The sequence below is a fragment of the Bradyrhizobium sp. SPXBL-02 genome, from assembly GCF_051853065.1.
Lineage (GTDB): Bacteria > Pseudomonadota > Alphaproteobacteria > Rhizobiales > Xanthobacteraceae > Bradyrhizobium.
Genome location: NZ_CP182474.1, coordinates 1948340 through 1974501 on the forward strand (window position 1 = coordinate 1948340; position 26162 = coordinate 1974501).

Here is a 26162-nt window from a genome sequence, read left to right on the forward strand (position 1 = left end):
GTTGGCTGGCGTGCCGATCAAAGTTGAAATGGCTTCGGGGTCGGTGAAAGCTGTTTTGCATGCCCCCAAGTCATTGAAGGTAATCTCTCAGATACATCGACGATCGGTGTATAGAATGTTTTCGGATCGGGGTTACGCAGCGAGATTGAAAAGTGACTATTAGCAAATGCTGATAGCATGCCCTGCCCGCCGAATAGCCTATTTGGTCCGAAACGGACGCTAAACATCACAAGGTTCGCCGCTACGGCTTGGATACACGCCAAGACCGTGGCTGACGATAACTTATTGAGTCCGTCGTGTTTGGTTTCGTTGTACTGATGATACCAAGTTAAACTCTGCGTTGGGCGGACAGTGGTCCATTGAAGGAACGGCCGAATCGGCTGCACGGCCGAATGCAGCGGGAACGCCACTTCGTATTCCGATAAGTACAGCGGATCCTTCAATCGGATATAATCCGTCGTTTTGAATCCTTGGCCGGTTGCGGCCGCACCTGCCTTGTCGAGATAATATTTCCACTGGGCTTCGACATCTGTGCAGGCCAGGATGAGAAGCTCTCTCGTTTTCTGGCCAAAGGCTTCCAAAGACTGAGTGCTAGGTTCGATATAAAGCAGCACTTCGTCCAGTCTCTGGATTAGCAGTAAAAGACGCTGCTCCGCCGACCGCAGGTCATTTTCGTTTTGACCAAGACCAGCAAACATATCACTGTCGAAGAAAATGCCCGGCCGCCAGACGCCTTCTATCGACTCGCCAACATCGAATAGCGACATCTCAATGTCTTCCGCGCCGAACTGTTGCTTGACCCAATCAACCAGCGCAAATTGTTTCCCCATGCTAACGGTCAGCCCAGGTGAGATTCCCCACAACCCGTCGCCGCGGCCGTAGATATGCACGTAGTGATTTCCGACAGCATAGGCGTATCCACGCGGCTCCTGGACGTGGACACGTCCCCAGCCCTCAAACTGTCCAGCGCCAGTACGGTAGAGCGAGGCCTTTACCAAGGCGATTCTCCTTTAACTGAACAGCTCCTTAGCGATTCGCGTCCATGGCCTTCGCATGGTCGTCGCTCGGAAACATATGGCCGCCTGCAGCAAGTGACCGTGGCGATTACAGTAGCGAAGGGAGCGGCGAAATCCTTTGACAGCGTACAAATCCACGACTTCACCGTTTGCTTTTGATTCCAGCCGGAACATACGACTTCGGCGGCCACTTCCGAAACTCCACCCCGCGTTCTGTAAAGACGATCCCGGCCGCTGCCAATTCGTTCATGAGCACCGCTAACGTCGCTTCGTGCGGCTCTCGCTTCCCAGACTCCAAATCAACGAGCGTGCCTCGATGAATGTTGCAGCCTTCAGCTAAGTAGGCTTGCGACCAGCCCAACAGGCCGCGTGCCGCTCTGATTTGTGCTGCTAACAGGGACAGGTCGCGCAAACTGGTCGCCTCTAGAGTGGAAACGCGATTGAAATCCGACAAAATGTCGGGTACATATTTGACGGCAATACTGGGGAATTCATGTCCGTAAGTCCATTACCGACTCATGCCAACGACAATATTGGCCTTGACGCCCCGTTACGGCTCAAGGACGCGGTCGCATACGGCTTCCCGTTCGGCGGCATGACTGAAAGCGGACTGCGACGGGAGGCTAGGGCCGGCCGCCTCACGATAGAAAAGATCGCCAATAAGGATTTCACCACTCTTCGCGATATCGGGGAAATGAGGAAGCTATGCCGCGTCAAAGCAGAGGGCCGCGCCTTTGGTGGCGAAGGGAGCGGCGCAACCACGGCAAGGTCATCGCGAAGGGAACGTGGATCATTGTCGACGGTCGCGAGCATATCGCCACGGGATGCTTTGCAGGCGAAGATAGAAAAGCGCAGGAGCGCTTAGCCGCTTACATCGGAGAGAAGTACGCCCCAGTGCGGCGCCTCAAGGACATCGAGGAAATCGACATCGCGGACGTGCTTTCGATCTATGACGACGACCGCCGCGAGACGTACGCGAACAAAGTCAAATTTGACGAGCGAATAGCGCGCCTAAACAAATGGTGGGGCGGCAAGACGCTGTCAGAGGTCAACGGCGCCAATTGCCGGGCATACACTAAGTCCCGTGGCAGCAACGGTGGGGCACGCCGCGATCTAGAAGACTTTCGCGCCGCCATTAATCACCACGCCAAGGAGGGGTTTCATCGCGGAGTAGTTCGCGTCGTTTTGCCAGAGAAGGGGCTGCCGCGTGAGCGGTGGTTGACTCGCAACGAGGCCGCCAAGTTTCTTTGGGCTTGTTGGAGGTATCGCGAGACCCAAACAGTCCACGTCGGGCCCCTCAAGGGGCAAAGAATTGAGACCGGTAAGCGGCCTCTAAGACACGTGGCGCGGTTCGCATTGATTGGTCTCTACACTGGCACACGTGCCGGCGCGATAGCGACGGCTTCGCCCTTCCGCGCGGAGGGCAAATCGTTCGTTGATCTTGAAAGCGGCATCTTCAATCGACTCGCAATCGGCAAGCGGGCCAGCACAAAACGTCAGACGCCGGTCCCGTTACCGGACAGGCTCCTTGCTCATCTTAGAAGGTGGGCACGGCTCGGCGTTGCAAAGAGCTACTTCGTGGAATGGAACGGCCGGCCTGTGGGGTCGGTCAAACGGGCTTTGCATCTGGGGTCCGAATTGCTGGACTTGATGTGTCCAGCGGCAATGTCACGCCACACACACTTCGGCACACCGCGGCGACTTGGTTAATGCAGCGTGCAGCGCCCATGTGGGAAGCTGCTGGCTTTCTTGGCATGAGCGAGAAGACCCTTCGCGATACCTATGGGCATCATCATCCCGACCACTTACGAGGCGCTGCGAATGTCATTGGAACGCACTCGGCACCGAGCAAGAACGTAGGGTTGGTTGTTTCGTTGGTTGAAGAAAAGGCGAAGCGAGAAAAGCCGGACCAAGCTCTTGAAATCATTGGTGGGCCCGGCAGGACTCGAACCTGCAACCAGACCGTTATGAGCGGCCGGCTCTAACCATTGAGCTACAGGCCCCGTTGCGGGTGAGTTCTGAAAACAGAGCCCGGAACCGTGCGGGGCTCGTTTACAGCGCGGCTTGCATTCTGGCAATGCCAGTTGAAAGGACTGCCGATTAAGCCGTGCCTTCTCATTTCGCTGATGATGGTTCGACAGGCCGACGCGAGCCTCTCTCGTGGATCGAGGAAGCGCTGGCGCAGTCACCGCCACACCGCCGCATTGACATCGCCGTCCTCCGAAGGGCGGGAGTCTGACAAGCCCGTGCTGCGCCGCTTATCCGCGTCCCGAACTAGGACTTGCATGCATCCGGTCGTCGCTCAACTTTGCAGGCCGGATCTAGCGAGCCGCTGCCGGCCTAGAACCATGACTCGCGTTGAGTATTGCCGCTGAAGTTCGAGAACGCCATCACTATGCAATTGCGACACTGCGCATGAAACGGTTTCGACCGTCAAGGTAAGGTAATCCGCGAAGTCTCGTTCAGATATTGGCAGTGACATAACGTCGGCAAGAAAGGGGCAACGCGCTCCAGAGCAGTCTTATGCCCAAGCAATGAGCGAATCGATCGCGGCGGAAAGAAAGAACGAATGGGCGAGAAGCAAGAACCCCAGAAGTCTCGTCATTTCGAAGGCCCAATTTGAGATCGGAGAAAGAGTAAGAACTCACATCACGAGTTTGGTACGACTTGACGTCCCGTTCTCTGCTCTTATCTGGCGCGGTCGCCAATGGAATGCGGCTCATATGTCCGAATTTGCGCCGGATCTCAGCGTGGGCGGATTTCTTCGAAATCCGGTTGATGCACCATTTAGCGATTCAGTCTCTGGGTCGATACCTCACGGCCAACAGTGACCTTATCATGCTAAAGCGCAACGTCAGGAAGGGCCGGAAACGAAAAGGATGTCTGGTGCAGCGGAACGAGACCGCACCGATCGGCCAGGTCTCGCCACGCAGCACTCTCACCGGGGACTGTCCCCGGTGTCGTCAATGGCCAATTTGAGCCGGACCCAAATTGTTAAAAGCCGAAGTTAAGTTGTCCCCAAAGAGACCGGAAATGGGAGCAAACATGCTCCAAGCCAAAACGCCAACGCAAATAGCCGCTGACGTAAACAGACTTCGGCCGGCCGCCATGGCTAGCCATGACCGGCTCCCTTTCTGCTTGGGCAGGTTACAGCCCACCGGCTCGGGCCCGCGTAACGCCGAGTCACGGCGCAGGGAGCCCGGCCGTTAGGCCCGGCTGCAGAGGGGGGCTGACGGTACTGGCTATTTTATCCCGATTGGCGGTTGCGCACCTGACAAGCCCGAAGTGTTTTGGACCGCAACCGCTACTGGGCCAAAGAGCCAGGTGAGGGACCGTCGAGAAGTGGCGTGTCGAGGCTTTCTATTTCAGGCATGGCTTTGCCCGCGATACCTTGCAGATCCCCATACATTCCAATCGTGGACTCGATGACGCTCGTCAATTGACTTTCGCGCTTGGCCCATACCCGCGTCATGAACTTCCGCTCTTTATCCAGGTCCTCACGCATGTCGTTAAAGCGCTCAACAATCGCCTCGAGGCGCTGCCGGAATCGTTTTCCGGTGAGATATTGATAAACCTCCTCAGCCTTGCTGAGTTGCCCCTGCTGCATCGACCGAGCACCGTTGACCGCTACAAGAGACTGCCGCAAGGCTATGGCGACCGGGATTGCGCAGCGCGGATGGGCGACCCAAATTCCGTCCACAAGGTCGAAGTTTTCGATGTCTTTGGGAAGGGCGTTCGAGATCACCAACGCAATATCGGCCCCGCAGCGTCTCTGATCATCCCGCAACTTGGGAAGCCATCCATCCGACCAGTTCTTGGTCCGTTTTGACTCCCACAAGATCACCCCCGCAGGAACCCCGATCGCGCCGTTGACACGCTGAACAAGATCGGCGCCGAGCTCGCCCTTCGCGACTGGCTCAATCACATCCATCGGAAACCGTGCCTTGAGCACTTCTTCCAGTTCAAGTTCCAGGACCTCGCCTTGAGCCTGTTGTGAGGTCTGCTCCGCCTTTCGCTTCAACTCCTCGATCGTGCGGGTCATACCGGCGATCTGCTGGTCTTTTTCCGAGACCTTGAGCTTCAGCTCGTCCTCGGCTTCCTGCTTGGCCTTCGTCCTGACACTGGCAAGTTCCTCCTGAACCTTTTTCTGAATCGTGAGATCCAGCTCCCTGTGGGCGTCCTCGAGCTCCCGCTGTTTGCGCAGCAGGTCTGCCTGGCCCTTCTGGGCGGCGGCAAGTTTCACGTTATTCTTTGCCAGTAGCTCCCGAAGCTCTGACGTTTCTCTGTCTTTATTCTCGAGCTCAACGGCTGTTGCATCGCGGGCCTTCTTGGCTTCGCTTGCGATGATTTGCGAGCGCTCGCCTTTTAACTTGGCCGCGACCAGCTCGTCGAGTTTCTCCCGTGCTTTTGCCACCTCATCCTGCTGTGCGCGAAGTTCTTCGGATCTCCTTGCGAACTCCGTTTCCTTGGCAGCAAGCTGATGCTGGAATTGCTTCTGGGCCTGCGCAAGTAGCGGAGCCGCAAGCGACTCAGTCAGCTTTATCTCGCTGCTGCACTTCGGGCAGGTGATGGTTGGCTCGATCATATTGTGTCTCTGTCCTTCCATGCTCCTCTATCTGACTCGCTTGAACTGGTAACCGGCATCCTTGACAAATTTGTTCAGGTAGCTCCCGATCGAGGACGCACCTTTAAGGCGGTCAAACAGGGACTTAGGGACCGCAAAGTAGTGGTACTCACTGCCATTGAGGAATTGCACGCCGAGAGCCCCTGCCGAGTCATCGTAGCCGACCGCGGCCACGGTGCTGGACCTTACTTTCACGTAATCCATCATTTCTCGAAAATCTCCTATGTTAGCGCCAGGATCGCTGCACAAAGCCGGTCGAGCGTGGGAAGCTTTGCGCCTTTGCTTCTCAAGATGGCCAAATGGTCGCCGATATGGACCGTATTCTTGGTGAAGCTGCCCGACGGATTGCCCAACCCCTTCGTCGCCGCCGAATAGGAGCTCTCCCACTGCGTTGCGCCAGCCTCTTGCTTGAGAATACAGCCGAGATTCTCCGGCCATACCGCATAGCTGCTGGTCCACAGCGGCTTGTCTGGAAAAGGCGTGTTTACATCACCGTCTAACAGGGTGAGAATTTTCAGATTGTCCAGTTTATGAAGGTTTCGTCGCCCCGGGTCCTGAACATTGCCGTCGGCATCAAAGACGACGAACGTCGGAATCCCAAGTTCCTTTGCTATTAGAAGCGGCTCTATGAGCGAGCTCTTTCCGTTCGCGGCGACGATGTTGCATCCAGACTTACGATAATCATCCCACAGATTCGAATATGCCAGCCACGCCGTGATGTAAGCCGTATCTTCCAGTCCCTCCACGAGCACCAGCTTCTGCGTAAAGAACATCTCGTTTATGTGGGGTTGCAGGGCTTGGTGGAGCTGGGCGCGCTCGGCTTCAATGGGCGCTATCTTGTCTCCGGAGATTTCGGATAGTCTATGGGCAACCTTTTCGCAGGTGGTCCAACGTATGCCGGATTCCTTTTTCGTCTCATCCCTGCGAACCAGGCGTACATATTCGAAGTGCCGCCCCGACACGAAATGAGGGCTGTGGGTCGAAACCAGGATCTGTGCGTTTTTCTGGCTGAGCTTCTTAAAGACAGAGGCCAGATGGCGTGCCTGGGGCGGATGCTGATAAAGCTCCGGTTCTTCACACCCAAGGATCAACCGAGGCTGGGCTGTTTCGTTCGTCGCGGCAAGCTCCTGAAGGAGAGCCAGGAGATAGGACCGTTGAAGGCCGTGCCCAAATCTGGCAAGATCGCCGGAAAACGTTCCCTCGCTGGCGAAGAGCCGCGCAATGGGGTCGGCTATTTGTACAGATTTGATCGGATCCTCGGTCCATTCCAGCCTCGCAACCGCCTCCGGATGTGCCCATTCACCGAGCTTGGCTGTCAACGCCTGCGAGAGATGGTCTAGTGCAGTTTGCTGCTTCTGGATTATTTTCTTGTAAGATTCGAGTGTAGAATCCCTGAGCGAGGCTATCTCTCCGTCAAAATTGACCTTTGAGCGCACTGTCCGGGCGAGGAGTTTGCCAAGCGCAGTGTTGCGGCCTTCAACGTTCTCCTTCGTCGCGTCTTTGACGGCAGGAACGTAAACCCACTGAATATAGCGGGATAGGCGATCGCCTCCCTTGCTGAAGCCGTAGAACTGATCTTCGCTGTCTATCAGAACACACCGCTCAGGATGATCTTCTTCATAGGATCGAAGGGCTTGTCGATTCGCTTCTTTGCTGCCCTTTTTGGGCAGACCAAATTCAGGGTGCGTCTGTCGAACCTCCTCATACATTCCTGCCAATTCGCCCGCCGGCGCCCCATCGTTGTACCTGCGGAAGAATTCACTGAACTCTTTCATTGCGCTTCTCTTCGCAAACTGGCGGACTTGCGCCTTGCGAGTGGCTTCACTGAACTCGGCCAGCGCGGACACGACCAAAATACCTGACCGATAATATTCGGAGAAGTCCGCCTGAGCCTCCGGTTCGAGATCGTAAAACGTCAACGTAATCTCGACCGGCTCTTTGACGTTGCCGTTGTGAAAATCCTCGATATCCAGCTCGATGAGATTGGTCGGAGCTTCTTCTGTCTGACGAAAGAAGATATTCAGCGCGCACAGAACGGTAGATTTTCCGGCGCCGTTAGGGCCAACGAAAGCAGTATAGTCATCCAGATCAACCACCATGTTCTTGAAAGAACGAAAATTCTTGATAGCGATAGACTTTATTTTCAAGGGTCGTTCCCCAGTGTCGAACAACCTAAAGTAGTGGAAGCTTTACCGAACTTGCTTGTTGCAGGCAACACCCAGGTGGAGTTCGGCCGCCGCAAGCGAGAGCAATCGATGCATCACTCGAGAATGCTTGCGCGTTCGTTCTCCCGCTCTTCGTCTATAGCAGCATGGGTTTGGCACGAGCTCCGTGAACTTACTGCTCAGCGGCGCATCATTTTCACCAAATTGCGGTCGGGCACGCTTAACCGAAACACGTAGATCGAGGTCGGCGCAGCTTTCCCGCGTTCCTGGGGTGAGAGGACCGTTTCAGTCTTAGTTCGCTACAGTTGAAGCTCGACGTGCCTCGCCGTGTACTAGCCCTTAGGCGAAAGCCTATACCGAGAGAAGAGCCTTGCGAGAGCTATGCGAGAAAGTGGGGAATGACGGGTTGAGAGAGGCGGCGTATCGAGGCGGGTGTCGCACCTGCGAGAACCTCTCAAGGAGCGATACGCCATGAATGAGACTAACAAGATCCTCGCGTCAGCCGTCTGCGGTTGACAGTCACTGACAGAAATTCTGCGGAGCTCGTGAGTTGTTCGCGGCTGGTCAAGATCGAGCTGCAGGCTCGTAGGATTGGCCAAGGGGGTCAGAGCGATGGCGCTCGCCCCGAGGTCAAAGACCGTGGTGCGGCCGGAGCTGATCTGATCTGCTTCACCTCGGCTGATCCTGCCGCTGTGGGCGCGCCGGACGAAGAGGTCTGAGTGCGCTGCTGCCGGTCTTCTGTCTGCGCGGCATCTGGACCGGCGATTTCCAGGAAGCGCTCTCGGCGGGGCTCGGCAAGGATGCGCCGAATCTGTGGCCATTAGCGATCTCAGGCCTAAAGGCGTAATGCCACAGCGAGTATGAGCGCTGGCAGACGCGCCAGGAGGTGCTGATCGATCTGGCACATCGAATTTGGTGCTGCTGGCGCTCACCGCCCACCGACAACCTGCAAGCGGCTTGATCTCCAGATATCGCTTCCGCAACCAGACTATTGGATCTGAATCTCCGGTAGCTACATGGCGTGGCTAACAATTCCTCCCGCTAGATTGAAGCGTGGAGCGCTGCCGCGTTGCCGTTCGGCTTCGAAATTCGTACGCAGGTCGCCCATTTTCGCAGTATTCCTGCGGATTTCCGTCTGTTTTCTGAGGATCCATCACCATCCTGCTGTGATAGATCTAGTTTGGTAACACCAAGCACGTAAACGTCTGTTCGTCGTCGGCGCAAAGTGGCGCATTGCGTAAATGGGAAAGAAATGCGGATTGGCCAGGCTCATGTCCGATCGCGGAGTTGTTAGGCATTCAGGCGTGTGGGGCAATCAGACCAGAGGATTGTCGAGGAGCCTGCGGCGGTGCCTGTCTAGGGCATCCTCATCAGCCACGGGGTACCTGGGGGCCCTCGCGCAACGTACGGTGGGCAGTGCCTCGCCGATAGCTGTAAGCGCAGTGCCAGCGGGTAGTGGTGTTGAAGGCAGCGATTGCACGATCCAAAGGGATTAACGGTGGCTCCCTTGCGGCAGTGAACTCCGCGCTCCGAAGCAGGACGTGGTGTCTTAGGGGGGCGAGTGATCTAAGACAGGAGAAAGACGATGACTGAAGCGCTCCATTTCAAGAGCGACGAGATGGATTTTTCGCCAATGCATGGCGATGCTAGCGGCAAGGCAGCTTGCTGTGAATTGATCGGTCCAAAAATCAGCAAGACGATCGATGCCGGCATCGCCATCTACGACGACTGTTCGATCGAACGCACAGTAAATTACGATGAGGCTGCCGTTGTGCTTAGTGGGACATATCGAATACTCTGGGGTGAAGATTACAGCCGCACTATTGAAGCGAAATTTGGTGATGTGATTTGGCTTACCAAGGGCACTCGGCTGAAGTACCAGGGCGACAAGGCAAAGGTGTTCTACGCGCGTTACCCGGTTGATTGGAGCTCACGCAGCGAGTCCATGGAAGGCGTAAAACCGCTGACCGAGGTCTATCATTTCCGAAGCACGGACATGATCTATTCGCAAATCCAAATCCATGCGGGTGGATTTGCTTCTACCTGCAGCCTAGTCACGTCAGAAATTAGTAAGACCATTGCTGCCACGATAGCTACGTACAACGAAAGCTCTGCCGATTGGACGACTGAGTACGACCAAGTCTCCATTTGCCTGGGTGGGGTCCTACGCATCCGCACAGGCGAGAACTACAGCCGTACAATCAACGCGAAGTTCGGGGACGTAGTGTGGCTTCCCAAGGGCACTCCGCTCAAGTACGAGGGCGACAAAGGAATCATGTTCTTCGTTCCATATCCGGTGGATTGGCGCTTGCGCAGCCAGCCACACCGGCCGAAGCCGTGGCCTGCGTCGGTCCGCTAAAGTGCTTTCGGACAGCACAAGCGTTTGTTGCTGTCGCGAAAGTCCCTGAATGGATGGGGCGAGTTATGGGCGTGCGTTGACGCGATCTCCGCCAGATTGATGCTCATGGGCTTCTGTGGTGGGCTGCGCGGGCGTCAATTCTTGGCGGGAGGTGAGACTGTGCTCGCCTTCTAGGGTGGCTGTGACACAGCCAGCTTTTCTTCGATCGAAGGCTTGCGCCGGCCTATCCAGGACTGGACGAGAGCCACGCGCTTAAACAGAGACGACGGGAATAACACTCATGTCGCAGCGACTTCAGATCGACACGGGGACTGACGAGCTTATCGCGGAAGTCCGCGACCATGTTGCGGTCCTTACACTCAATCGACCGGAGGTCCGGAACGCCTTATCCAGGCGTCTAAGCGCGGCATTAGGCGACGTGATCAAGCGCTGCGGCGAGGATTCGCAAGTCCGGTCGATCCTTATAACTGGCGCTGGAGCCGCCTTCTGTGCGGGGGGCGACGTGAATGGGATGAGCCAGAATTCGCCCGCGGCCGCACTAACATCCGATCAGCGGGTTTCCGATTTGCGCTCCAACCAGCGTGCTGTGTGGGGGGCGTTGGTTGGTCTGAGGAAGCCAACTGTGGCGGCGATTCCGGGAGCGACTGCAGGCGCGGGCCTCGCGCTCGCGCTAGCATGTGACATCCGTGTCGCCGCACAGTCAGCTATTCTGATCACGGCCTATTCGCGCGTCGGTCTGTCCGGCGATTGCGGCATCTCCTGGCTACTGACCCGCTTGGTTGGATTCTCCCGCGCGCGCGAACTGATGTTCTTGTCTGAGCGCGTTGATGCACGTCGGGCTGAATCGCTGGGCCTTATCAACCAAAGCCTTCCTGACGCGGATTTGCAGGAGAAGGCGTTTGCGCTCGCAACTTGCCTTGCGCGAGGGCCGACTTTTGCATTCGGTTGCATGAAGAATAACCTCGATCACGCCGTGAATGCCGAGTTTCTAGAGTCGATGGACTATGAGGCGGAAAATCTGATCCGGACCGAACTAAGTCTCGACCACAAGGAGGGCGTCCGCGCCTTCGGGGAAAAGCGTAATCCTGCTTTCCAGGGAAGCTAACGACCCGAACAACTGCGTTGCCTTGGCTAGCGGAGGGCCTGCGCCGCCCGTGACCTGTTTCGAGGCAACCGGAATTCCGTTGCGGTTGCGATCCTGAATCTTGCAGGCTTAGACGGTGTGGCGCGCGGGAATGGCATCCAGACCGCGTTTGGCGGGCGTGGTGATTTGCCATTGAGCCGGGTCATCTTCGTGCGGATAGTTGGTGGGAGGCGAAGAAGTTGAAAACCTGCCCTAACGGCGGATGTTTTGCAGAAGTTCATCCCGTAATCTCCAAATTAATCTCGAAAAGCTCGTGACAGCTGCGTAATTTGATCTCGGCCCGCCCTGTAGTGCCATCACCGTGAGTTTCAGCTGACCGAGGAGGGGCACTAATGAAGCGCTCAAGTCCGTCTGGTTTCATTCGAAATCGCGCAGTTGATCTTGCAAAAGCACCGAAGGTACTCACCACAGGGCTCCGACGTTCAGGCCTCAATCGCCGAACTCTTTTGCAGTTTGCAGCTGCCGCTATGAGCATTCCGGCAATCGCGCGGTCAAACACAGCTTTCGCCAAGGATAAGCTTGCCGGCAGTGGAGAGGTCGTAGTGTTCTCTTACGGGGGGACCTATACGAAGGCGTTGCGCAAGGCCGTGTTCGAGCCATTCACGCAGGCGACCGGCATCTCTGTGCTTGACGTGGTGGCCGACTTTGCCGAACCGCAAGTCAGGGCAATGAGCGAAGCTGGGCGCGTCGACTGGGACATCGCCATGATCGACGCACAGAATTACCCGGCCATGGACCGGGCTGGCATGTTTCTGCCCATCGATTATGGTCTGTGGGACGATGAGGCGGTGAAGGGTACGTCGCAAGATGCCCGAATCAAAGACGCGGTGGTCGCATTCCGGTCTGTCACAATGGTCGCCTACGACCAGCGTGCATTTCCGAAGGGCGGACCAAAAAACTGGGAAGAGTTCTGGGACGTCAAAAATTTCCCAGGACCGCGCGGTCTTGGTCCCAACGCGAGGCATAACCTCGTGTTCGCACTTCAGGCCGACGGCGTCTCAAAATCAGATCTGTGGCCGCTGACTGACGACAAGCTCGAGAGGGCCTTCAAGAAGCTCGACCAGATCAAGCTGCAAATACCGAAATGGTGGGTGGCCGGCGGGGAGCCGGTTACCCTGCTCATGAACCGCGAATACGCGGCAACGAGCTGCCCGGACGGTCGCGCCATCGGGGCAATTCGTCAGGGCTCTCCTCTGCGCATTGTATGGGACGGAGGGAACTTAAACTACATTTACTGGACTGTGCTCAAGGGCGGTCCCAACAGCTCGAACGCGCAAAAGTTTATAGCATTTGTAAATCGGGCGGAGATCGCTGCGGCTTATACAATGGGCGTCGGGTATCCAGGCCCGAATACGAACCAAATTAAACATTTGCCGCCTGATCTTGTCCCGAACCTCAGCATCTTCGACGAAAATGCATCGAAGCTCGTGCTTCAGGATAACGCCTGGCTCGTCGCCAAACGTCCCGACGGGAAGACGAACATAGATTACATCCAGGAGCGGTGGCTAGCTTGGCGATCGTCCTAGTCGGGGCAAACTCAATGCCGGGCGTGTGAGCAAACTTAGCAGCCGCTGAAGAAAAGGCAGCCGCAGATGCATCTCGCGTCCGCCCGCGTGCTTGCTGGCAGAGTTCTTCTTACCGGCTGTCAAATTGCCGAGTCCCATCGTGACGAGTTCTCGGTTGCCGAAGGGTGTCCCTATGCCTTCCACAGTGCGCTTTGCGACAAAAATCGAAGGATCGGCGGGCCCGTCCAGCGCATTGCCAATTTCCGAATAATGAGCAGTTCAGGCACTCGCCAGACTGGTCGAACTGGACCTGCGGATCTGGGCGACACGCTCAGTACCACAACCGGCTGCGCTATGGCCCAATGTGGAGGCATCACGTACCGGATCGTAAATCACTAAGTGGCTCGGCCTGGTGCGATTTAGATTCGGCAATGCCGACAGGCAATCTTGAAGAATTCGGTTGGACTACGCGTATTGTACCGTGGATTGTCTCGATTGAAGCCGGCTGAAGATGCAGCCAAAGATCCGGAGCGAAACTCAAATTGCGGTCCCTTATACCGTTTCCGACTTTGCGCCGGGTGCTCAATACAGTCCATTTTCGAGGCGAACTCCTGCGTGAAAAGTGAAAAACTAGCTCAATTCCATGCGGAGGCGGCCTAAACTTAGCGATTTCCTTCGTCGTTAGCCGGTAGTTTTCGGATGAATAGCGCCCAGCCAACAAGGTGGATCAAACAATCTAGGATGAGTAAGAACAGCAACGGCTTTCTATCGGATGTCGAGCGCAATGCCGTAATCGAGCTACGGCACGCGATGCACCGTGAGCCTGAGCTCTCCAACGCGGAATGGAAGACTCAGGAACGAATTCGTGTCGCGTTGCAGCAATTCGGGCTGACCGGCGCGAAGACCTTTCATACTACTGGGCTTTTTATTGATATTGAGGGCGCAGGCTCCGGCCCGAAGCGGTCGATCGCCGTGCGCGGCGACATCGATGCCTTGCCGATCCAGGAGACGCGCGCCGATCTGCCCTATCGATCGCAAGTTGATGGTGTCATGCATGCCTGCGGTCACGATGTGCACGGCTCGATCGCGCTAGGAACTGCGCTCGCCTTCCACCGGCTGCGCGATAATTTTGCGGGCAAGGTACGTGTGTTCTTCCAACCGGCCGAGGAGGCGGAGCCCCTCGGCGGCCGCACGATCCAAGACGAGGGCTTGCTGGATGGCTTCGACAAGGCCGTCGGATTCCATGTCAGTCCCGATATTCCAGCGGGCATGTTTGGTGCGCGCGAAGGGGCCGTGACCAAATCCGCCGACCAGTTCAAGCTCACTCTCACCGGCAAAATGGCGCACGGCGCCTCACCCCACAAGGGTGTCGACGCAATTGCCATGGCGGCCGCCTTCGTCAATGAGGTGCAGAAGGTAGTCTCGCGCGAAATGCCGGCCGATGACGCCGCTGTTGTCACTGTCGGCACCATCCATGGAGGCGAGGCAACGAACATTATCTGCCCGTCTGTTGTCATGGAAGGTACGATCAGGACTCGTAGTCCGGAGCGTCGAGCTCTATTGTTCCAGCGCGTGCGCGAAGTAGCGGAAGGTGTCGCGGCGATGCATCGCGGACACGCTGAATGTATCATCCGGATGGGGGAGCCCGTCGTTGTCAATGACGCCGAAATGGTGCAGCGCTTCCGCCGCGCCGTTCATGAGAGCGTCGGGCACGACGCCTTCTTCAACGGAAAGAAGGAGATAGCCGGAAGCGACGACTTTGGCTTCTACTCGGCCTGCGTGCCATCAATTTACTTCTGGATGGGAACACGCGCGCCGGGCAACGAATCGCATGTGCATACCCCCACTTTTGGGGCGTCCGATGAGCTCATCATTCCGGCTACTGAGCTTACGGTGAGCTATATCTTCGATCTGCTGAGCGCTTGAGATTCATTTTGGTGTCAAAAACGCCGAAGAGGCCCATCTGGTGACCGAACCCACCGGAGAGACGAGTATGTCGAGAAACTTTGCGCCTGCTTCGCTGGCCACCTTGTTCGTCCCACTATTGTGATCACGAACATGCCTTGGGGGCGCGACGCCAGACCAAGTAGCGTCGACGTTCGCGGTCTCAGCGGAGCCCGACGGGTACTGACGCCGGCAACCACCAGCCGATCGTGCAGCTGGCTAATGCTTGGCCTCTTTGACTAAGGGATGTTTATGATTGGGCTGGCTGCTATTCAGGATGCGCGCAATCATATCGCCAGACGCATTCTCTCCACACCGCTCGTAGGCTCGCCGACGCTGTCCGACATCTGCGGCGTCACCGTGGGGTTAAAGCTCGAGCATCGTCAAACGACCGGCAGCTTCAAACTGCGTGGTGCCACAAATGCGATTCTCAAGCTCACGAACGCCGAGCGGGAGCGGGGAGTCGTGGCCGCCTCGACCGGAAATCACGGCCGAGCGCTTTCTCATGCGGCCCGCACAGTAGGTTCGCGTGCGACGATCTGCATGTCGCAGCTCGTGCCAGAAAACAAGGTCGCCGAAGTCCGGCGCCTCGGTGCCGAGGTGCGCATTATCGGCAGTTCCCAAGACGAGGCGCAGAAGGAGGTCGAGCGCCTCGCCGATGAAGATGGGCTCGTGATGCTGCCACCATTCGATCATCCGAACATTGTCGCCGGACAGGGAACAATTGGTCTCGAGATTGTCGAAGCGATGCCAGACGTCGCGACCGTGCTCGTGCCGCTGTCTGGCGGCGGCCTCGCCGCTGGTATCGCGGCAGCGGTCAAAGGCATCCGACCACATACGAGAGTTATAGGGCTCACCATGGCGCGCGGCGCCGCGATGAAGGCCAGCCTTGATGCTGGTCGACCGGTGCAAGTGGAGGAATTTCCAAGCTTGGCCGATTCTTTGGGCGGCGGCATCGGTCTCAACAACAAGGTGACCTTCGCGATGTGTCGAGCTCTGCTCGATGACGTGGTGTTGCTAAGCGAAGAAGAGATTGCGGCGGGCATTCGTCATGCTTACGAGCACGAACGAGAAATTCTAGAGGGCGCCGGCGCTGTTGGAATCGCCGCGCTGATAGCCAACAAGATCCCAAGATTGATGGGGCCTGTGGTACTGGTGCTCTCAGGCCGCAATATCGATATGAAACTGCACTGCCGTGTCGTAAACAGGGAGAGCAATCCTTTGGGGCAGGAGATGTGATGCCAAGAATGAAAGTGCTCACGGAACGCGAGCTCAGAGACATCGTTCCTCTCGACCTGATGGCAGTGCAATGTGTCGAGGGCGCATTCTCTGCGCTCGCCACAAAGGCCGTGGCGATGCCGCCCATTCTAAGGCTCGATATTCCCGAACACCGAGGCGAGGTTGACGTCAAGACAGCCTATGTGCCCGGTCTCGACAACTTTGCCATTAAGATCAGCCCTGGCTTCTTCAACAATCCAAAGATTGGATTGCCGAGCACTAACGGCATGATGGTGCTACTTTCAAGCAAAACCGGTCTGGTGCAGGCTCTCTTGCTTGACAATGGCTATTTGACTGATATCCGCACGGCCGCCGCGGGTGCCGTTGCTGCAAAGTATCTCGCTCGCAAGGATGCTTCGGTCGCTGCTGTGCTCGGTGCCGGAATTCAGGCAAAGCTGCAGTTGCAGGCGCTTGCTCTGGTTCGGCCGATCCGTGGGGCACGGATTTGGGCGCGCGACGCTTCCAAGGGTAAATCCGTGGCGCAGGCGCTCTCGGCGCTGTTGAAGTTTCCTGTAGTCGCATGTGAAGACGCGATTCAGGCTGTGACCGGCTCGCACGTTGTCATTACAACGACGCCGGCCGACAAACCAATTCTCAGATCGTCATGGCTTGAACCTGGACAGCACGTAACCGCAATGGGATCTGACGCCGAACACAAAAATGAGATCGAGCCAGAGGCGATCAAGCGTGCCGACCTTTATGTTGCTGACAGCCTCAAGCAGACGCGACGGCTTGGCGAATTGCACCATGCCATAGCCGTGGGCACTGTCCGCGAGGATGCAAGGTTTCCAGAACTCGGCGAAATTGTCGCTGGCCTGAAGGCTGCGCGCGCGAACGACATGCAAATCACGATCGCCGATCTTACCGGGACGGGGATCCAGGACACGGCTATCGCATCACTTGCGTTTGCGCGATCTGTGGCTGCAAAAGTCGGCTCGGAATTCGAGAGTTGATGATCGGCCATACGAAGTCGATCTCTGACTTCTAATCTCAATCAATCAGATGCAATGGAGCTACGATAATGGCGATCAGCAAAGGACCTCAGGCGTTCCCGCGGGCGGAGTTTCTGCGGAGGCTCTCCGCGGTAAAATCAGAAATGAAGCGGCGCGAGATCGAAGCACTTGTCGTTTCTGATGCGCATAATATTACCTACCTTACTGGATACACGGCCAACTCAGGCTATGTGCCACAAGCACTGGTGGTTTCTCTTCACAAAGAGGAGCCTACCTTTATCCTGCGCCGCCAAGACGCACCGGCTGCGATCCATCAGACCTTTATGGATCGTGACAAGATCATCGGCTATCCTGAGGCGCTCATTGGCAATCCGACGATGGATGGTTACGACACAGTCATCGATTTCCTCAGCGATATAGGCTCAGGAAACCGCGGCATCGGCCTCGAGCTAAGGGGCCTTTCCGCGCAAGCCGCAGAGAAGTTCAGGACGCGGCTGCCCAAGGCCAAGATTGTCGACTGTACGAATGTCGTAACCTGGATTCGCATCGTCAAATCCGATCTCGAGATATCGGTCATGCGAGAAGCGGCCGCTATTTCGGATGCAGCAATCATGCGCGCTGCCGAAGTCATTCGGCCTGGTGTGCGGGAAGCTGACGTGATCGCCGAAATCATGGGAACGCTGGCCCGCGGTGCTAATGGCAAGCCCGGAACGACGAGATTTCCGAACGTCAGCTTGTGCTCCTCTCCTCGGACTGGCACCCCGCATATTTCGTGGAGCGAGGACGTCTTTCGCGACGGTTCGCAGATCAATCTCGAGCTCGGCGGGGTACGCCATGGGTATTGCGCAGGGATCATGCGCACCTTCTCGATCGGCGCACCCTCTGAGCGTCTTCGTCGGGTCCACGAGGCCGAGATGGAAGGTCTTGAGGCCGCCCTCGATGTGATCCGGCCTGGGTCGACCTGCAGCGATGTCGCCAACGCATTTAACCGTACGATTGCGAAGCACGGCCTCAAGAAGGACTCGCGGTGCGGCTACGCTCACGGAATAGGCTGGTTGGAGCCAACTGCTAGCCTGCAGGACGGGGATCAGACAGGACTGCAGGCGAACATGACCTTCCATTTGATGCTGGGTAATTGGATCGATGAGGACTTTGGCTACGTGCTCAGCGAGACATTTCGGGTGACGGAGTCTGGCGTCGAGGTTTTGACTAAGGCGCCGCGAAAGCTGTTCGAGCTTTAATTGAAGTTCTCATAGTTCACGGGGATGTTGCTAATTGGCGCGGTGGCATTTGACCCATCGTCGCCTATCTAGGTTCTGTTTTCGCTTCTGGGATGTACTCGAGCGTGCCGTGTCCGTCGCCTTCACGAGGGCTGCAAAGTGCGAGATACAACCAAACGTTCTGGACGCGTGTCGGCGTGGCTATTCGCCACGACCTCGCGCGTGGCTACCAGATCAAGGCAGCAACATCGTTTCAAGCTATTGCCGCGTCACTCGGCACGTTCGCATGACCGAGGGTGTGGCCCCCACGCAATCGGTCAGCCGTGGTAAATTGCTCCTCATTCAACAGATGCGAGTGTCAAGCGACAGAGGCTCGTGATGTCGTAGATGGGCAACTTCGTCACACGACGCATGGCGGGCGCGACTAAGGGAAAAGCCGTGCATTCGAACAGGATGGCAGCAATCGTTGGATGCTCACTTCGAAGCCGCGCAACGCATGCGGCAACTTCCCGTTCAATCACGCTCACATCGGTCTGTGGCGGCGGACGTCTCATCTCGTTTTGCCACATCTCGCCGCCTTCGATGCCGCCAATGACAACCCGCGACCTGTCGCTGGGATCAATCCCTAACAGATCCTCGCTCAAATGGGTGGAGTCCGCTGTCAGCACTGCAATGTTCGCAGCCTTCGGCAGCTGGCGAAGAAGGGTTGGCAGTAAGAGTAGGCTGGAGGTAACGACCGGAACGTCAACGGACGCGGCCACTGCGGCCTGATGCCGAATAGAGAAGCCGCAGTTCGCCGTGATAACAATAGCTCCACGGTCGACCAATCTTTGGGCGGCTGAGATGTAAGCTGGCTCAAGTGCTGGATCTCCCCGAATGACGATCTCTGCCCAAGCTCCTGCGACGGTTTCCAAGATGACTGGGAAATCGTACGAAGTCGGGTTCAGAATAGAGTGAGCGCGGGGTGCCCGAGAAGGAGCGCCGGGCGTCAATCCTTGTTCAAGGTTAAGAATTCCGAGAGAAGGTGTCGGTGCCATGTGACAAGTATAGCGTCGCTTTGCTGACGTAACTTACCGATTTAAGGGGGATCTTGCCGGAAATCTGCACCACATTGTGGGTTCTTCAGACTTTGCACATTTGCCACACGTAACCTCCAGGAGACGGTGAGACCGCACCCGCGTTCGGGGGCGTCGCGCACTTTGGCCTTCCCGCTTTGCGGCGTTTGACTTGGTGCCATGGGGTTGCCAAGGCGCCCTCTCCGCAAGGCTGCACCAGACGCTCCGAAATACAAACCAGCGAATTGCCCTGTCGAGGAATACCAGCACGACATCCGGTAACCCAAATCGCATCGCTCAAATCAGGTGCTCCGGTTCTCTCGAACCATCAATCGCCAAACTGTAGGGCTGGTAGATGCCCGAAGCCCCAAGTCGGTCGTGTCCCCAGCGATGGTGTAGCTCGGTAGCGCAAAGCCGCCTGCACGGGCGCCCCTAAACAGCGCCGTAGCGGGCAGGCCCCGTTGCGGTGGTCATCGATGATTCGTGGGTAGGGTCTGGTTGCTGACACCAACCTGTTTCGAGGAGCCACCTATGACCGACGAGATGATGAACCTACGCACCCACGTGGAGAAGAGCCCTGATGCGTATCTGTTACGCGAGATGATCGGCTTTGCCGCCCAGCGGCTGATGGAGCTGGAGGTCGAAAGCCAGACCGGGGCGGTCTACGGCGAGAAGAATCCCGAGCGTCTGGGCCAACGGAACGGCTATAGCCACCGGGTCTGGGAGACCCGCGCCGGCGCGGTCGAGCTGCGCATCCCCAAGCTGCGCAAGGGCTCCTACTTTCCGGGCTTCCTGGAGCCGCGCCGCATGGCCGAGAAGGCGCTCACAGGCGTGGTACAGGAGGCCTACTCCACGCATCACTCGCACATGTGCGCAGGCGCGGATATGACGCGGGCTATCCTCGGGAAGAGCCGGGGGCGGGAAAGCCGCCCGGATCTGTGAGGGCAAAGCCGAATGGCCGAGCTACCCTGTCTTGACGGATTGGGCATCACTGATCCTTGGGCTTAAAGCTCGCCACTTCGATATTGTGGCACCAATGTTCATCTTGCCCAACCGCTGTCCGGAAGTCGCATTCTCAAACCCGATTTCGAAGACAGGAGCAGCGATGCTCGTCAAGAAGGGCAACCCCAAGCAGATCGAAAGCTATGAAGATGCCGCAAAGAACAAGGCCGTCATTGTCGCGGTCGTGTCACGCGCAGCCGAGCAATGCTTCGCTCGCAAAGCCGGTGTTCCGGATGATCGGATTCTGCCGTTGCAGGATCCTGGGGCTTGCTTTCTGTTGTAAAGTCCGGGCGAGCCGATGCTGCCGCTGTTTCGCCAGGATCTCCCAAGTCCATGCCAAAAGGCGGGCGAGCTTGAGGAGGCGCAGCCGTTCCACTCGCCCCTTTGGGCGATGTCCTACAGCGCTCTTCCGTTTGGCAAGGAAGACGAGGCACTGCTGGAAGCCTTCAATAAGGCACTCAGCGAGTTCGTGGGCACTGCTGAACACACGCGACGATTGGTCGAGGCGATGAAGTCCTGCCTAGAAACATAACTTCTGAAGAATTGTGCAAGCGTGATGTTCGGCACCTGAGCTTCTTCGGCATGGAAACGATGAAGTTTCTCCCCGATTTTGCCTAAGGCGCCGTGCTGACAATCTAAATCACGGCAGCAGTCTGCGTAGTTGCTATAGTCTTGCCATTGATGGCCGCACTCGCCCGGCTTAAGTCCAACGGCGGCCTGAATATTGGTGCGTACGGATCGGAGATCGTGCGCGGCGCCATTGTCGCAGTACCTGCCTCGCAGCTGGAGGCAGCGACGCGCTCCACATATCGCCAAGCCTTCGAATCGCTCCGTAAGCCCCGATCACGATGCTACTGCCATGAGGCAATCATACTTCTGAAAATCCACAGCTCGTATCCCTGATCATGCTGCAAGACCTGACCTTCTAGGCTTATAACCTCAGTGTGCTAACGCTCCGGACGTGGGAGCTCTATTCGCTGACGCTTGTCGTGTACTTTGTGCCGGCGTAGACCATCGCTCTCGCTGCCGCCCTTCCTAGCGCCTGAGCAGTGAATTGACCGGGCGTGTGAGCGATGTTTTTCGACCGGGGCTGCTGGCCACCGGAGAGCTACGAATGATAATGATCTACGGCTTTAAATTGGCAATACTACCCCATCCATCACTGTTGCGCACCACAGGCAAGTCCGACGAGGCGTTGGAGAAGAGGCTAGCAAAGGGCAGCCTTCTCGAATGTGGCTCGCGAATTGAGACGCCACCCAGCGAGCTATTACGACCTAAGAGATTCGCGTGTGTCATCGTCGAGGAAAAGGTAAGCGGCGTCTTCAGGAGTTCTTAGATTGGAAACATTTCGTTGTGCCCCGTGTTGAGCTTGGCAATTTGATTTGCCGGGACCGGTGGTCGCAGCAGGGAGTTTGCGCGGAGCTCGCGGCCTAGTACCTAAGTTTCTTATACGGTGAGTCGCGATTCGAGATATTGATAATACCCTAAGCAAGAGAAGTCCACCTTTGAAGAAGATCGCAACGTGCTTGAGACGTCTTGTCGTTCACTGAATGTCGGAGCGCGATTTGGACGGGACCGGATCGTTCTGTTGGTAGCGGACGGCGTAGCACCCCGTCTATCGCTAAGGAAGTTGAAGTACAGCCGCGAATTCTCAGTCTTTAGCGCATGGCTATGCCGACCGCGGGTTAGAAGGGCTGCAAGAGAAGCCGAGGTTTGGCAAGCGGCCGGTTTATAGGAAGAGGGACCGACAAGCGGATTCTGAAGCTGCTGGATAAGCCGCCTCAAGGGTTTGAGCGCTGGACCGGCGGTCTTGCCGCTGACCGAGGCGCTGGGCGATGTCCACGCGCAGCATGCCTGACGGTTCTTGCGCAGCCACAAAATTGATCTCGCGGCTGGCCAAGTCCTGGCGCGAGAGCACCGACCTGAACTTACGCCAAAGCCGCCGTCGGCGCTACGTCGACCCGCGAAGGCCATTGTGCTAGAAGCCCTCGATCTCGGAGCGAGCGCAGGGTTATCTGAAGCTATCCGGTGGCCCCGCCTTAATCGGCCAGACCCACCACTACAAGCGGCATCGCACCACAACATTCCTTGCGGCGCTAGAAGTGGCCACCGGGAGGATCATTGTCGCTCATCCAAAACGACGTCGTGGCGTCTTCTGGGCCGAAAGATTACTTCGTCCTCAACAATCACACCCACAAGAAAGCGAACATTCTTTGAAGGGCAATCCCAACGTGCAACTTCACTCACGCCGACAGCTGCGGTCCTGGCTCAATTAGGTCGAGGTATAGTGCTCTGTCTTGCAGGTCACAGTCGCTTAGCGGAACCCTTCACAAGCCTCAAGCAGTTTCAGGATCACATCGATGCCTACGGCAACGCGTGCAAAGACTAAGCGAAGCCCTTTGTTTGCACGCCGAGGGCATTGGGAGCTATGTGACCCAGGACGTCTTGCACGCCTTCGACAAGACGTTCGCGTGGAGGTCGGCAACGACGAGTCGATCGGCAATCCGGAAAACGCGGTGTGACGCAGTCGATGAGGCCCGCGCGGCGCTCTACGCCGAAGCCCTCGCCGCTATGCATCAGTCGCCCAAGCTCACGGTAGATATCTCAAAAAGACGAAAGTTGTTGCGCGTGCTAATTTGCAGGTTTCAGCACCGCGCCGCCCATCTTCGGCGCATTCAAACAAACGCACTCCATCTCAATGCTCGCCTCCATGGCCACGAATTTCGGCGTTGCCACCAACCGGGCGCTAGTAGTGGCAAAGGTGCAGATGGACAGCAATCGATCCCGCTTCATGGCGGGACGACCGACTAAATCGCCTGGCCGGTCTTCAGGCACGAAGCGATCGAGAGGCGCATCCCTTCCTGCAAGGCTATGTTGGGCGCATAACCGAGCACTTTTTTGGCCTTGGTGATATCGCACGCAATCGTCTTGTTCATCTCAGAAAAGATATGGATGTTTTGATGATAGATGCCGACATACTGAAGGGACGCATCCACCATCGTAGCGATTTCGGCCGCAGCGCTTGGCAGACGGATCGTGTTAGGTTTGACCGTCATCCCGAAATCTTCATTCAGAACCTTGCCGACCGTCTCGACAATTTCGTTCATGGTGTATGGAGTGTCGTCCGCAAGCCAGAAAATCTCTCCCGCGGCATCTTTGTGTGCTGCGGCAAGCACGATGCCCTGCACCAGATTGTCGGTATAGCCCATCGAGCGGCGGTTCCGCCCAGAACCAACTATAGGAAACTTGCCGTCTTTGATCATTCTGAAGAAGAGCGTTTGCCTTGACGGCTGGCCGGGTCCGTAAAACCAAGGTGCACGGACGATAACAATCTCCATGGGGCTGCCAGCGGTAATTTCCGTACGCAGCGCCTTCTCCATAAGCATCTTAGAGCGGCCATATGCCATATATGGGTTGTAGGGACTTTCTTCGGTGAATCGGTGGTCCGGATGCGGATTGCAGCCGACCGGCGAATTCGAGGATATGACAACCGCGCGCCGCACGCCGGTCTTTTGCGCGGCCGTGATGAGATTTATTGTCCCTTGCGTGTTGATCGCTTCAAATTGAGAGACTATTTTCGGGTGAATGACTCCGGCCATATGAATCAGTATGGCTCCGTCCGCTCCAGCCATGAATGCATGGACGGCTTCCATATCTACGATATCGCCTGTGACGATTTCTACACCTTGCTTGCGCAGGTGCGATACATCTTCTCTCGCAAGAACGAGAGCCCTCAAACGGAAGCCTTCTTTCAGGACAAGTTTTGCTTCAGGCAACCCCCCCCTCAGCGCCGCCACGATGCGCCGGCCCAGCCAGCCGGTGGCTCCTGTCAGAAGCACAAGCGGCGTACTCAGGTCTATCGGGATTGTCGCTTGCACATTAATGATCCTCTTAATTTCTTTCTCTTGCCGCTGATCGAGCGCGTTCTTCAGTGGAATGCGAGAGAGCTGCTTCCGCAACCCGAAACGCCAGGGCCATTATGGTCATTTGAGGATTGACGCCTGGCGCTTCTGGAATCAGGCTAGCATCGGCGACAAAAAGGTTTTCGACCCCTCGGACCCGTCCGAAACTGTCGACACCGCACGCTTTCCGATGCTCGCCAAGTGGGCAGCTTGAAAACAAATGTACAGTCATCAGCTCTGTTGAGCTTATGGGCAGAGGCTTGTCCCAGAACTCATGCACTTGATCAGGGCTCGTCCAGCCCTCATGGCCGAATATGCTCGGGAATACCTTGCGAGCGCCCGCCGCAAACATGACTTGGCCAGCACGGGTAAGAACCTGGCCCAGAGCAATCCAATCCTCAGGCGCAAGCTTAAAGCTGACAAGTGGTTCATTTACGCCGGGAAGCAATCGCACCGAGCCCACCCCGCGCGGCCGTATCATGCCATAATATGAGCCACAAAAACGCCAGTCGCGCATCAGATCGCCGCGATTTTTCCAGTCTTCCGCGAGCGAAAGGCCAAAGACCCCGGGCGTGAACACTGATCCACCGATACGTTGTTCGGGCATAAACTCGGTAATTGCTGCCAGAGGAAGTCGCGATAGATGCGCATCGAAGAGCTCGTTGAACAGCACCGTTACCTTGATTGTGGGGTGAACGCGCAACGTATTGCCTATGCCTTCACGCAGGCCGGAGTAGCGTAGAAGTGCTGAGGTCCGAATTGCACCTGCACAAACAAACACCATGCCGGCCCTTATTCGCACCGGCATGGCTTGTTCCTCGATGGAATGGGCAAGGACCTCTTTCGCACGGCCTTTTTCAATTAATATTTTGTCCGCGCGCGTTTGCGCGAGCAGTCGCATGCCTCGGTCCACCGCCTTCGGCAAAAGGGTCACCGCCATGGACTGCTTGGCGCCGCTCGGACAAACATAAGAACACCGGTTGGTGCCATTGCAGCCACGTTGTGCCCGTTTCAGCTCCGATACCTTCCAGCCGAGCGCTTCGCCCCCTCGCCTCAGAATATCGGTGGCAGGCCCGAGTGGTCCTGGGGTCAGGCTTGCATTCACCGCCCTCTCTGCGCGCTCGTAATATGGTGCCAAGTCGTCGGGCGTAAAATTTTCGATCTTATTGAGCGTGCGCCATTGATCAATGAGGTCGCTGTCGGCTCGCTGTGCAATAGCGCTGTTGATTTCTGTGCCTCCCCCCACGCAGCGGCCTTCCGCATACGTAATCGCAGGACGCCCGATCGTCGCGGTTATTCCTCCGCTACGCCAGGCCATCGAAAATGCTTCCGTCGCAACAGGAGAAGCTGACGACGACGCTATGTGCTTGCCTTCTTCCAGCATGATGACAGACAGGCCGGCGGCTGTCAGAACATCCGCGACGCTGGCGCCGCCTGCACCGGATCCGACAATCAACGCGTCTGCCTCCAGGTGCCGCGCCTTGCTCGGTTGAAAACTTCCTTTCATTGTGAGCCTTTCAGTTCCGTGCAGACAGGAGCTTTGCCGCCACGTAGGTCTGCTCATAGAATGAAAGCAGCGTCATCGATCGATAAAGGCGAACGATGGACCTGATGGGGCCAGGCCATCTCTGCAGAAAAGTGTAGAACGGTTCTGCGCGGAACGCGGTGGCTAATGGGCCACCTGCGCCAATTGAGATAAATAATATGCAAAGGTACAGGAAGAGCGAGGCGCTGCGAACTCCTAGCCGGACATAAAAGGGGGCGCCCGCGATGGCCCGGGTGACGTTTGGTACGACGTCAGCGACTGCCGCTGACATTTCATCCGCGTCTAGTAACGGCCACGCGGGCATCAGTGTTATCACGATCGCTCGATCCAAGACCATTGTTGTCTCCTTGAGGCGGGAAATGGCGCCGTCAAAACAAACCTAGGCCAACCTCTTTTGTGCAGCTGTGAATCTGGCTGCCGCTTGGTAGGCAGTAAGGTCCCTTCCCACG

The 26162-nt window shown here is 56.9% G+C and carries 19 protein-coding genes, 1 tRNA gene and 3 pseudogenes; 13 read left to right on the forward strand and 10 right to left on the reverse strand.

Annotation, left to right across the window (positions count from 1 at the left end):
- Window positions 1-17 precede the first annotated feature (17 nt).
- Together ACNJYD_RS08980 and ACNJYD_RS08985 are read right to left on the reverse strand one after the other, a co-directional pair.
- Window positions 18-998 (reverse strand): hypothetical protein, encoded by a 981-nt coding sequence (locus ACNJYD_RS08980; protein WP_439366044.1) that lies wholly within the window; start codon window positions 996-998, stop codon window positions 18-20.
- A 160-nt stretch (window positions 999-1158) separates the two neighbouring features.
- The gene (locus tag ACNJYD_RS08985) at window positions 1159-1470 is read right to left on the reverse strand and encodes a helix-turn-helix domain-containing protein (RefSeq protein WP_439366045.1); all 312 of its coding nucleotides are present in this window, start codon (window positions 1468-1470) and stop codon (window positions 1159-1161) included.
- 251 nt (window positions 1471-1721) lie between these two features.
- Between ACNJYD_RS08985 and ACNJYD_RS08990 the strand changes: the two genes are divergently transcribed.
- The gene (locus tag ACNJYD_RS08990) at window positions 1722-2726 is read left to right on the forward strand and encodes a site-specific integrase (protein WP_439366046.1); all 1005 of its coding nucleotides are present in this window, start codon (window positions 1722-1724) and stop codon (window positions 2724-2726) included.
- A gap of 217 nt (window positions 2727-2943) precedes the next feature.
- Here ACNJYD_RS08990 and ACNJYD_RS08995 read toward each other — a convergent pair.
- From ACNJYD_RS08995 to ACNJYD_RS09015, 5 genes are all read right to left on the reverse strand, one after another.
- Window positions 2944-3019 (reverse strand) — tRNA-Ile (locus ACNJYD_RS08995).
- Between the two features lie 299 nt (window positions 3020-3318).
- Window positions 3319-3498, reverse strand: coding sequence for a helix-turn-helix domain-containing protein (locus ACNJYD_RS09000; protein WP_439366047.1), 180 nt, complete (start codon window positions 3496-3498; stop codon window positions 3319-3321).
- An 822-nt stretch (window positions 3499-4320) separates the two neighbouring features.
- The gene (locus ACNJYD_RS09005; protein ID WP_439366048.1) at window positions 4321-5601 is read right to left on the reverse strand and encodes a DUF2130 domain-containing protein; all 1281 of its coding nucleotides are present in this window, start codon (window positions 5599-5601) and stop codon (window positions 4321-4323) included.
- Between the two features lie 27 nt (window positions 5602-5628).
- Window positions 5629-5847, reverse strand: a complete 219-nt coding sequence (locus tag ACNJYD_RS09010; protein ID WP_439366049.1) for a KTSC domain-containing protein — start codon at window positions 5845-5847, stop codon at window positions 5629-5631.
- A gap of 14 nt (window positions 5848-5861) precedes the next feature.
- A complete protein-coding gene (locus ACNJYD_RS09015; protein ID WP_439366050.1) occupies window positions 5862-7787 on the reverse strand; it encodes an ATP-dependent nuclease in 1926 nt (641 codons plus the stop codon).
- Window positions 7788-8422: 635 nt separating this feature from the next.
- Between ACNJYD_RS09015 and ACNJYD_RS09020 the strand changes: the two are divergent.
- The 8 genes and pseudogenes from ACNJYD_RS09020 to ACNJYD_RS09055 all read left to right on the forward strand — a co-directional run.
- A pseudogene (locus ACNJYD_RS09020) lies at window positions 8423-8649 on the forward strand (IS256 family transposase); the annotation flags it as partial.
- 741 nt (window positions 8650-9390) lie between these two features.
- Window positions 9391-10164: a hypothetical protein gene (locus ACNJYD_RS09025; protein WP_439366051.1), complete on the forward strand. Its 774-nt coding sequence runs from the start codon at window positions 9391-9393 to the stop codon at window positions 10162-10164.
- A 280-nt stretch (window positions 10165-10444) separates the two neighbouring features.
- Window positions 10445-11269, forward strand: a complete 825-nt coding sequence (locus tag ACNJYD_RS09030; RefSeq protein ID WP_439366052.1) for an enoyl-CoA hydratase-related protein — start codon at window positions 10445-10447, stop codon at window positions 11267-11269.
- Window positions 11270-11640: 371 nt separating this feature from the next.
- Window positions 11641-12834, forward strand: coding sequence for an ABC transporter substrate-binding protein (locus ACNJYD_RS09035; protein ID WP_439366053.1), 1194 nt, complete (start codon window positions 11641-11643; stop codon window positions 12832-12834).
- 720 nt (window positions 12835-13554) lie between these two features.
- Window positions 13555-14739: a M20 metallopeptidase family protein gene (locus tag ACNJYD_RS09040; RefSeq protein ID WP_439366054.1), complete on the forward strand. Its 1185-nt coding sequence runs from the start codon at window positions 13555-13557 to the stop codon at window positions 14737-14739.
- 270 nt (window positions 14740-15009) lie between these two features.
- Window positions 15010-15996, forward strand: a complete 987-nt coding sequence (eutB, locus tag ACNJYD_RS09045) for a hydroxyectoine utilization dehydratase EutB (RefSeq protein ID WP_439366055.1) — start codon at window positions 15010-15012, stop codon at window positions 15994-15996.
- Entirely contained in the window at window positions 15996-16988 is a 993-nt protein-coding gene (eutC, locus tag ACNJYD_RS09050; protein WP_439366056.1) for an ectoine utilization protein EutC, read from the forward strand. Before eutB ends, eutC begins: the two co-directional genes overlap by 1 nt.
- 68 nt (window positions 16989-17056) lie before the next feature.
- Window positions 17057-18229: a M24 family metallopeptidase gene (locus ACNJYD_RS09055; protein WP_439366057.1), complete on the forward strand. Its 1173-nt coding sequence runs from the start codon at window positions 17057-17059 to the stop codon at window positions 18227-18229.
- Between the two features lie 317 nt (window positions 18230-18546).
- On the opposite strand, the gene ACNJYD_RS09060 is transcribed toward ACNJYD_RS09055, so the two are convergent.
- Entirely contained in the window at window positions 18547-19122 is a 576-nt protein-coding gene (locus tag ACNJYD_RS09060) for a hypothetical protein (RefSeq protein ID WP_439366058.1), read from the reverse strand.
- Window positions 19123-19794: 672 nt separating this feature from the next.
- On the opposite strand from ACNJYD_RS09060, the pseudogene ACNJYD_RS09065 reads away from it, so the two are divergent.
- The 4 genes and pseudogenes from ACNJYD_RS09065 to ACNJYD_RS09080 form a co-directional block, all read left to right on the forward strand.
- Window positions 19795-20112, forward strand: a pseudogene (locus tag ACNJYD_RS09065) (transposase); the annotation flags it as partial.
- A gap of 178 nt (window positions 20113-20290) precedes the next feature.
- Complete coding sequence (locus tag ACNJYD_RS09070; RefSeq protein WP_439367435.1) at window positions 20291-20548, forward strand: hypothetical protein; 258 nt, start codon at window positions 20291-20293, stop codon at window positions 20546-20548.
- 15 nt (window positions 20549-20563) lie between these two features.
- On the forward strand, window positions 20564-20797 hold the full coding sequence (locus ACNJYD_RS09075; protein ID WP_439366059.1) for a hypothetical protein: 234 nt from the start codon (window positions 20564-20566) through the stop codon (window positions 20795-20797).
- 956 nt (window positions 20798-21753) lie between these two features.
- A pseudogene (locus ACNJYD_RS09080) lies at window positions 21754-22651 on the forward strand (IS630 family transposase); the annotation flags it as partial.
- A 421-nt stretch (window positions 22652-23072) separates the two neighbouring features.
- On the opposite strand, the gene ACNJYD_RS09085 reads toward ACNJYD_RS09080, so the two are convergent.
- Window positions 23073-24224: an NAD-dependent epimerase/dehydratase family protein gene (locus tag ACNJYD_RS09085; protein ID WP_439366060.1), complete on the reverse strand. Its 1152-nt coding sequence runs from the start codon at window positions 24222-24224 to the stop codon at window positions 23073-23075.
- Window positions 24157-25674: an FAD-dependent oxidoreductase gene (locus ACNJYD_RS09090; RefSeq protein WP_439366061.1), complete on the reverse strand. Its 1518-nt coding sequence runs from the start codon at window positions 25672-25674 to the stop codon at window positions 24157-24159. Before ACNJYD_RS09090 ends, ACNJYD_RS09085 begins: the two co-directional genes overlap by 68 nt.
- Between the last annotated feature and the right edge of the window lie 488 nt (window positions 25675-26162).

Excerpts from the sequence above, each read along its gene's own strand:
- ACNJYD_RS08990 (WP_439366046.1), top strand. The coding sequence starts at position 1,722 with ATGCCGCGTCAAAGCAGAGGGCCGCGCCTTTGGTGGCGAAGGGAGCGG.
- ACNJYD_RS09000 (WP_439366047.1), bottom strand. The coding sequence starts at position 3,498 with ATGTCACTGCCAATATCTGAACGAGACTTCGCGGATTACCTTACCTTG.
- ACNJYD_RS09005 (WP_439366048.1), bottom strand. The coding sequence starts at position 5,601 with ATGATCGAGCCAACCATCACCTGCCCGAAGTGCAGCAGCGAGATAAAG.
- ACNJYD_RS09010 (WP_439366049.1), bottom strand. The coding sequence starts at position 5,847 with ATGATGGATTACGTGAAAGTAAGGTCCAGCACCGTGGCCGCGGTCGGC.
- ACNJYD_RS09025 (WP_439366051.1), top strand. The coding sequence starts at position 9,391 with ATGACTGAAGCGCTCCATTTCAAGAGCGACGAGATGGATTTTTCGCCA.
- ACNJYD_RS09030 (WP_439366052.1), top strand. The coding sequence starts at position 10,445 with ATGTCGCAGCGACTTCAGATCGACACGGGGACTGACGAGCTTATCGCG.
- ACNJYD_RS09035 (WP_439366053.1), top strand. The coding sequence starts at position 11,641 with ATGAAGCGCTCAAGTCCGTCTGGTTTCATTCGAAATCGCGCAGTTGAT.
- ACNJYD_RS09040 (WP_439366054.1), top strand. The coding sequence starts at position 13,555 with ATGAGTAAGAACAGCAACGGCTTTCTATCGGATGTCGAGCGCAATGCC.
- eutB (WP_439366055.1), top strand. The coding sequence starts at position 15,010 with ATGATTGGGCTGGCTGCTATTCAGGATGCGCGCAATCATATCGCCAGA.
- eutC (WP_439366056.1), top strand. The coding sequence starts at position 15,996 with ATGCCAAGAATGAAAGTGCTCACGGAACGCGAGCTCAGAGACATCGTT.
- ACNJYD_RS09055 (WP_439366057.1), top strand. The coding sequence starts at position 17,057 with ATGGCGATCAGCAAAGGACCTCAGGCGTTCCCGCGGGCGGAGTTTCTG.
- ACNJYD_RS09075 (WP_439366059.1), top strand. The coding sequence starts at position 20,564 with ATGCTGCCGCTGTTTCGCCAGGATCTCCCAAGTCCATGCCAAAAGGCG.
- ACNJYD_RS09090 (WP_439366061.1), bottom strand. The coding sequence starts at position 25,674 with ATGAAAGGAAGTTTTCAACCGAGCAAGGCGCGGCACCTGGAGGCAGAC.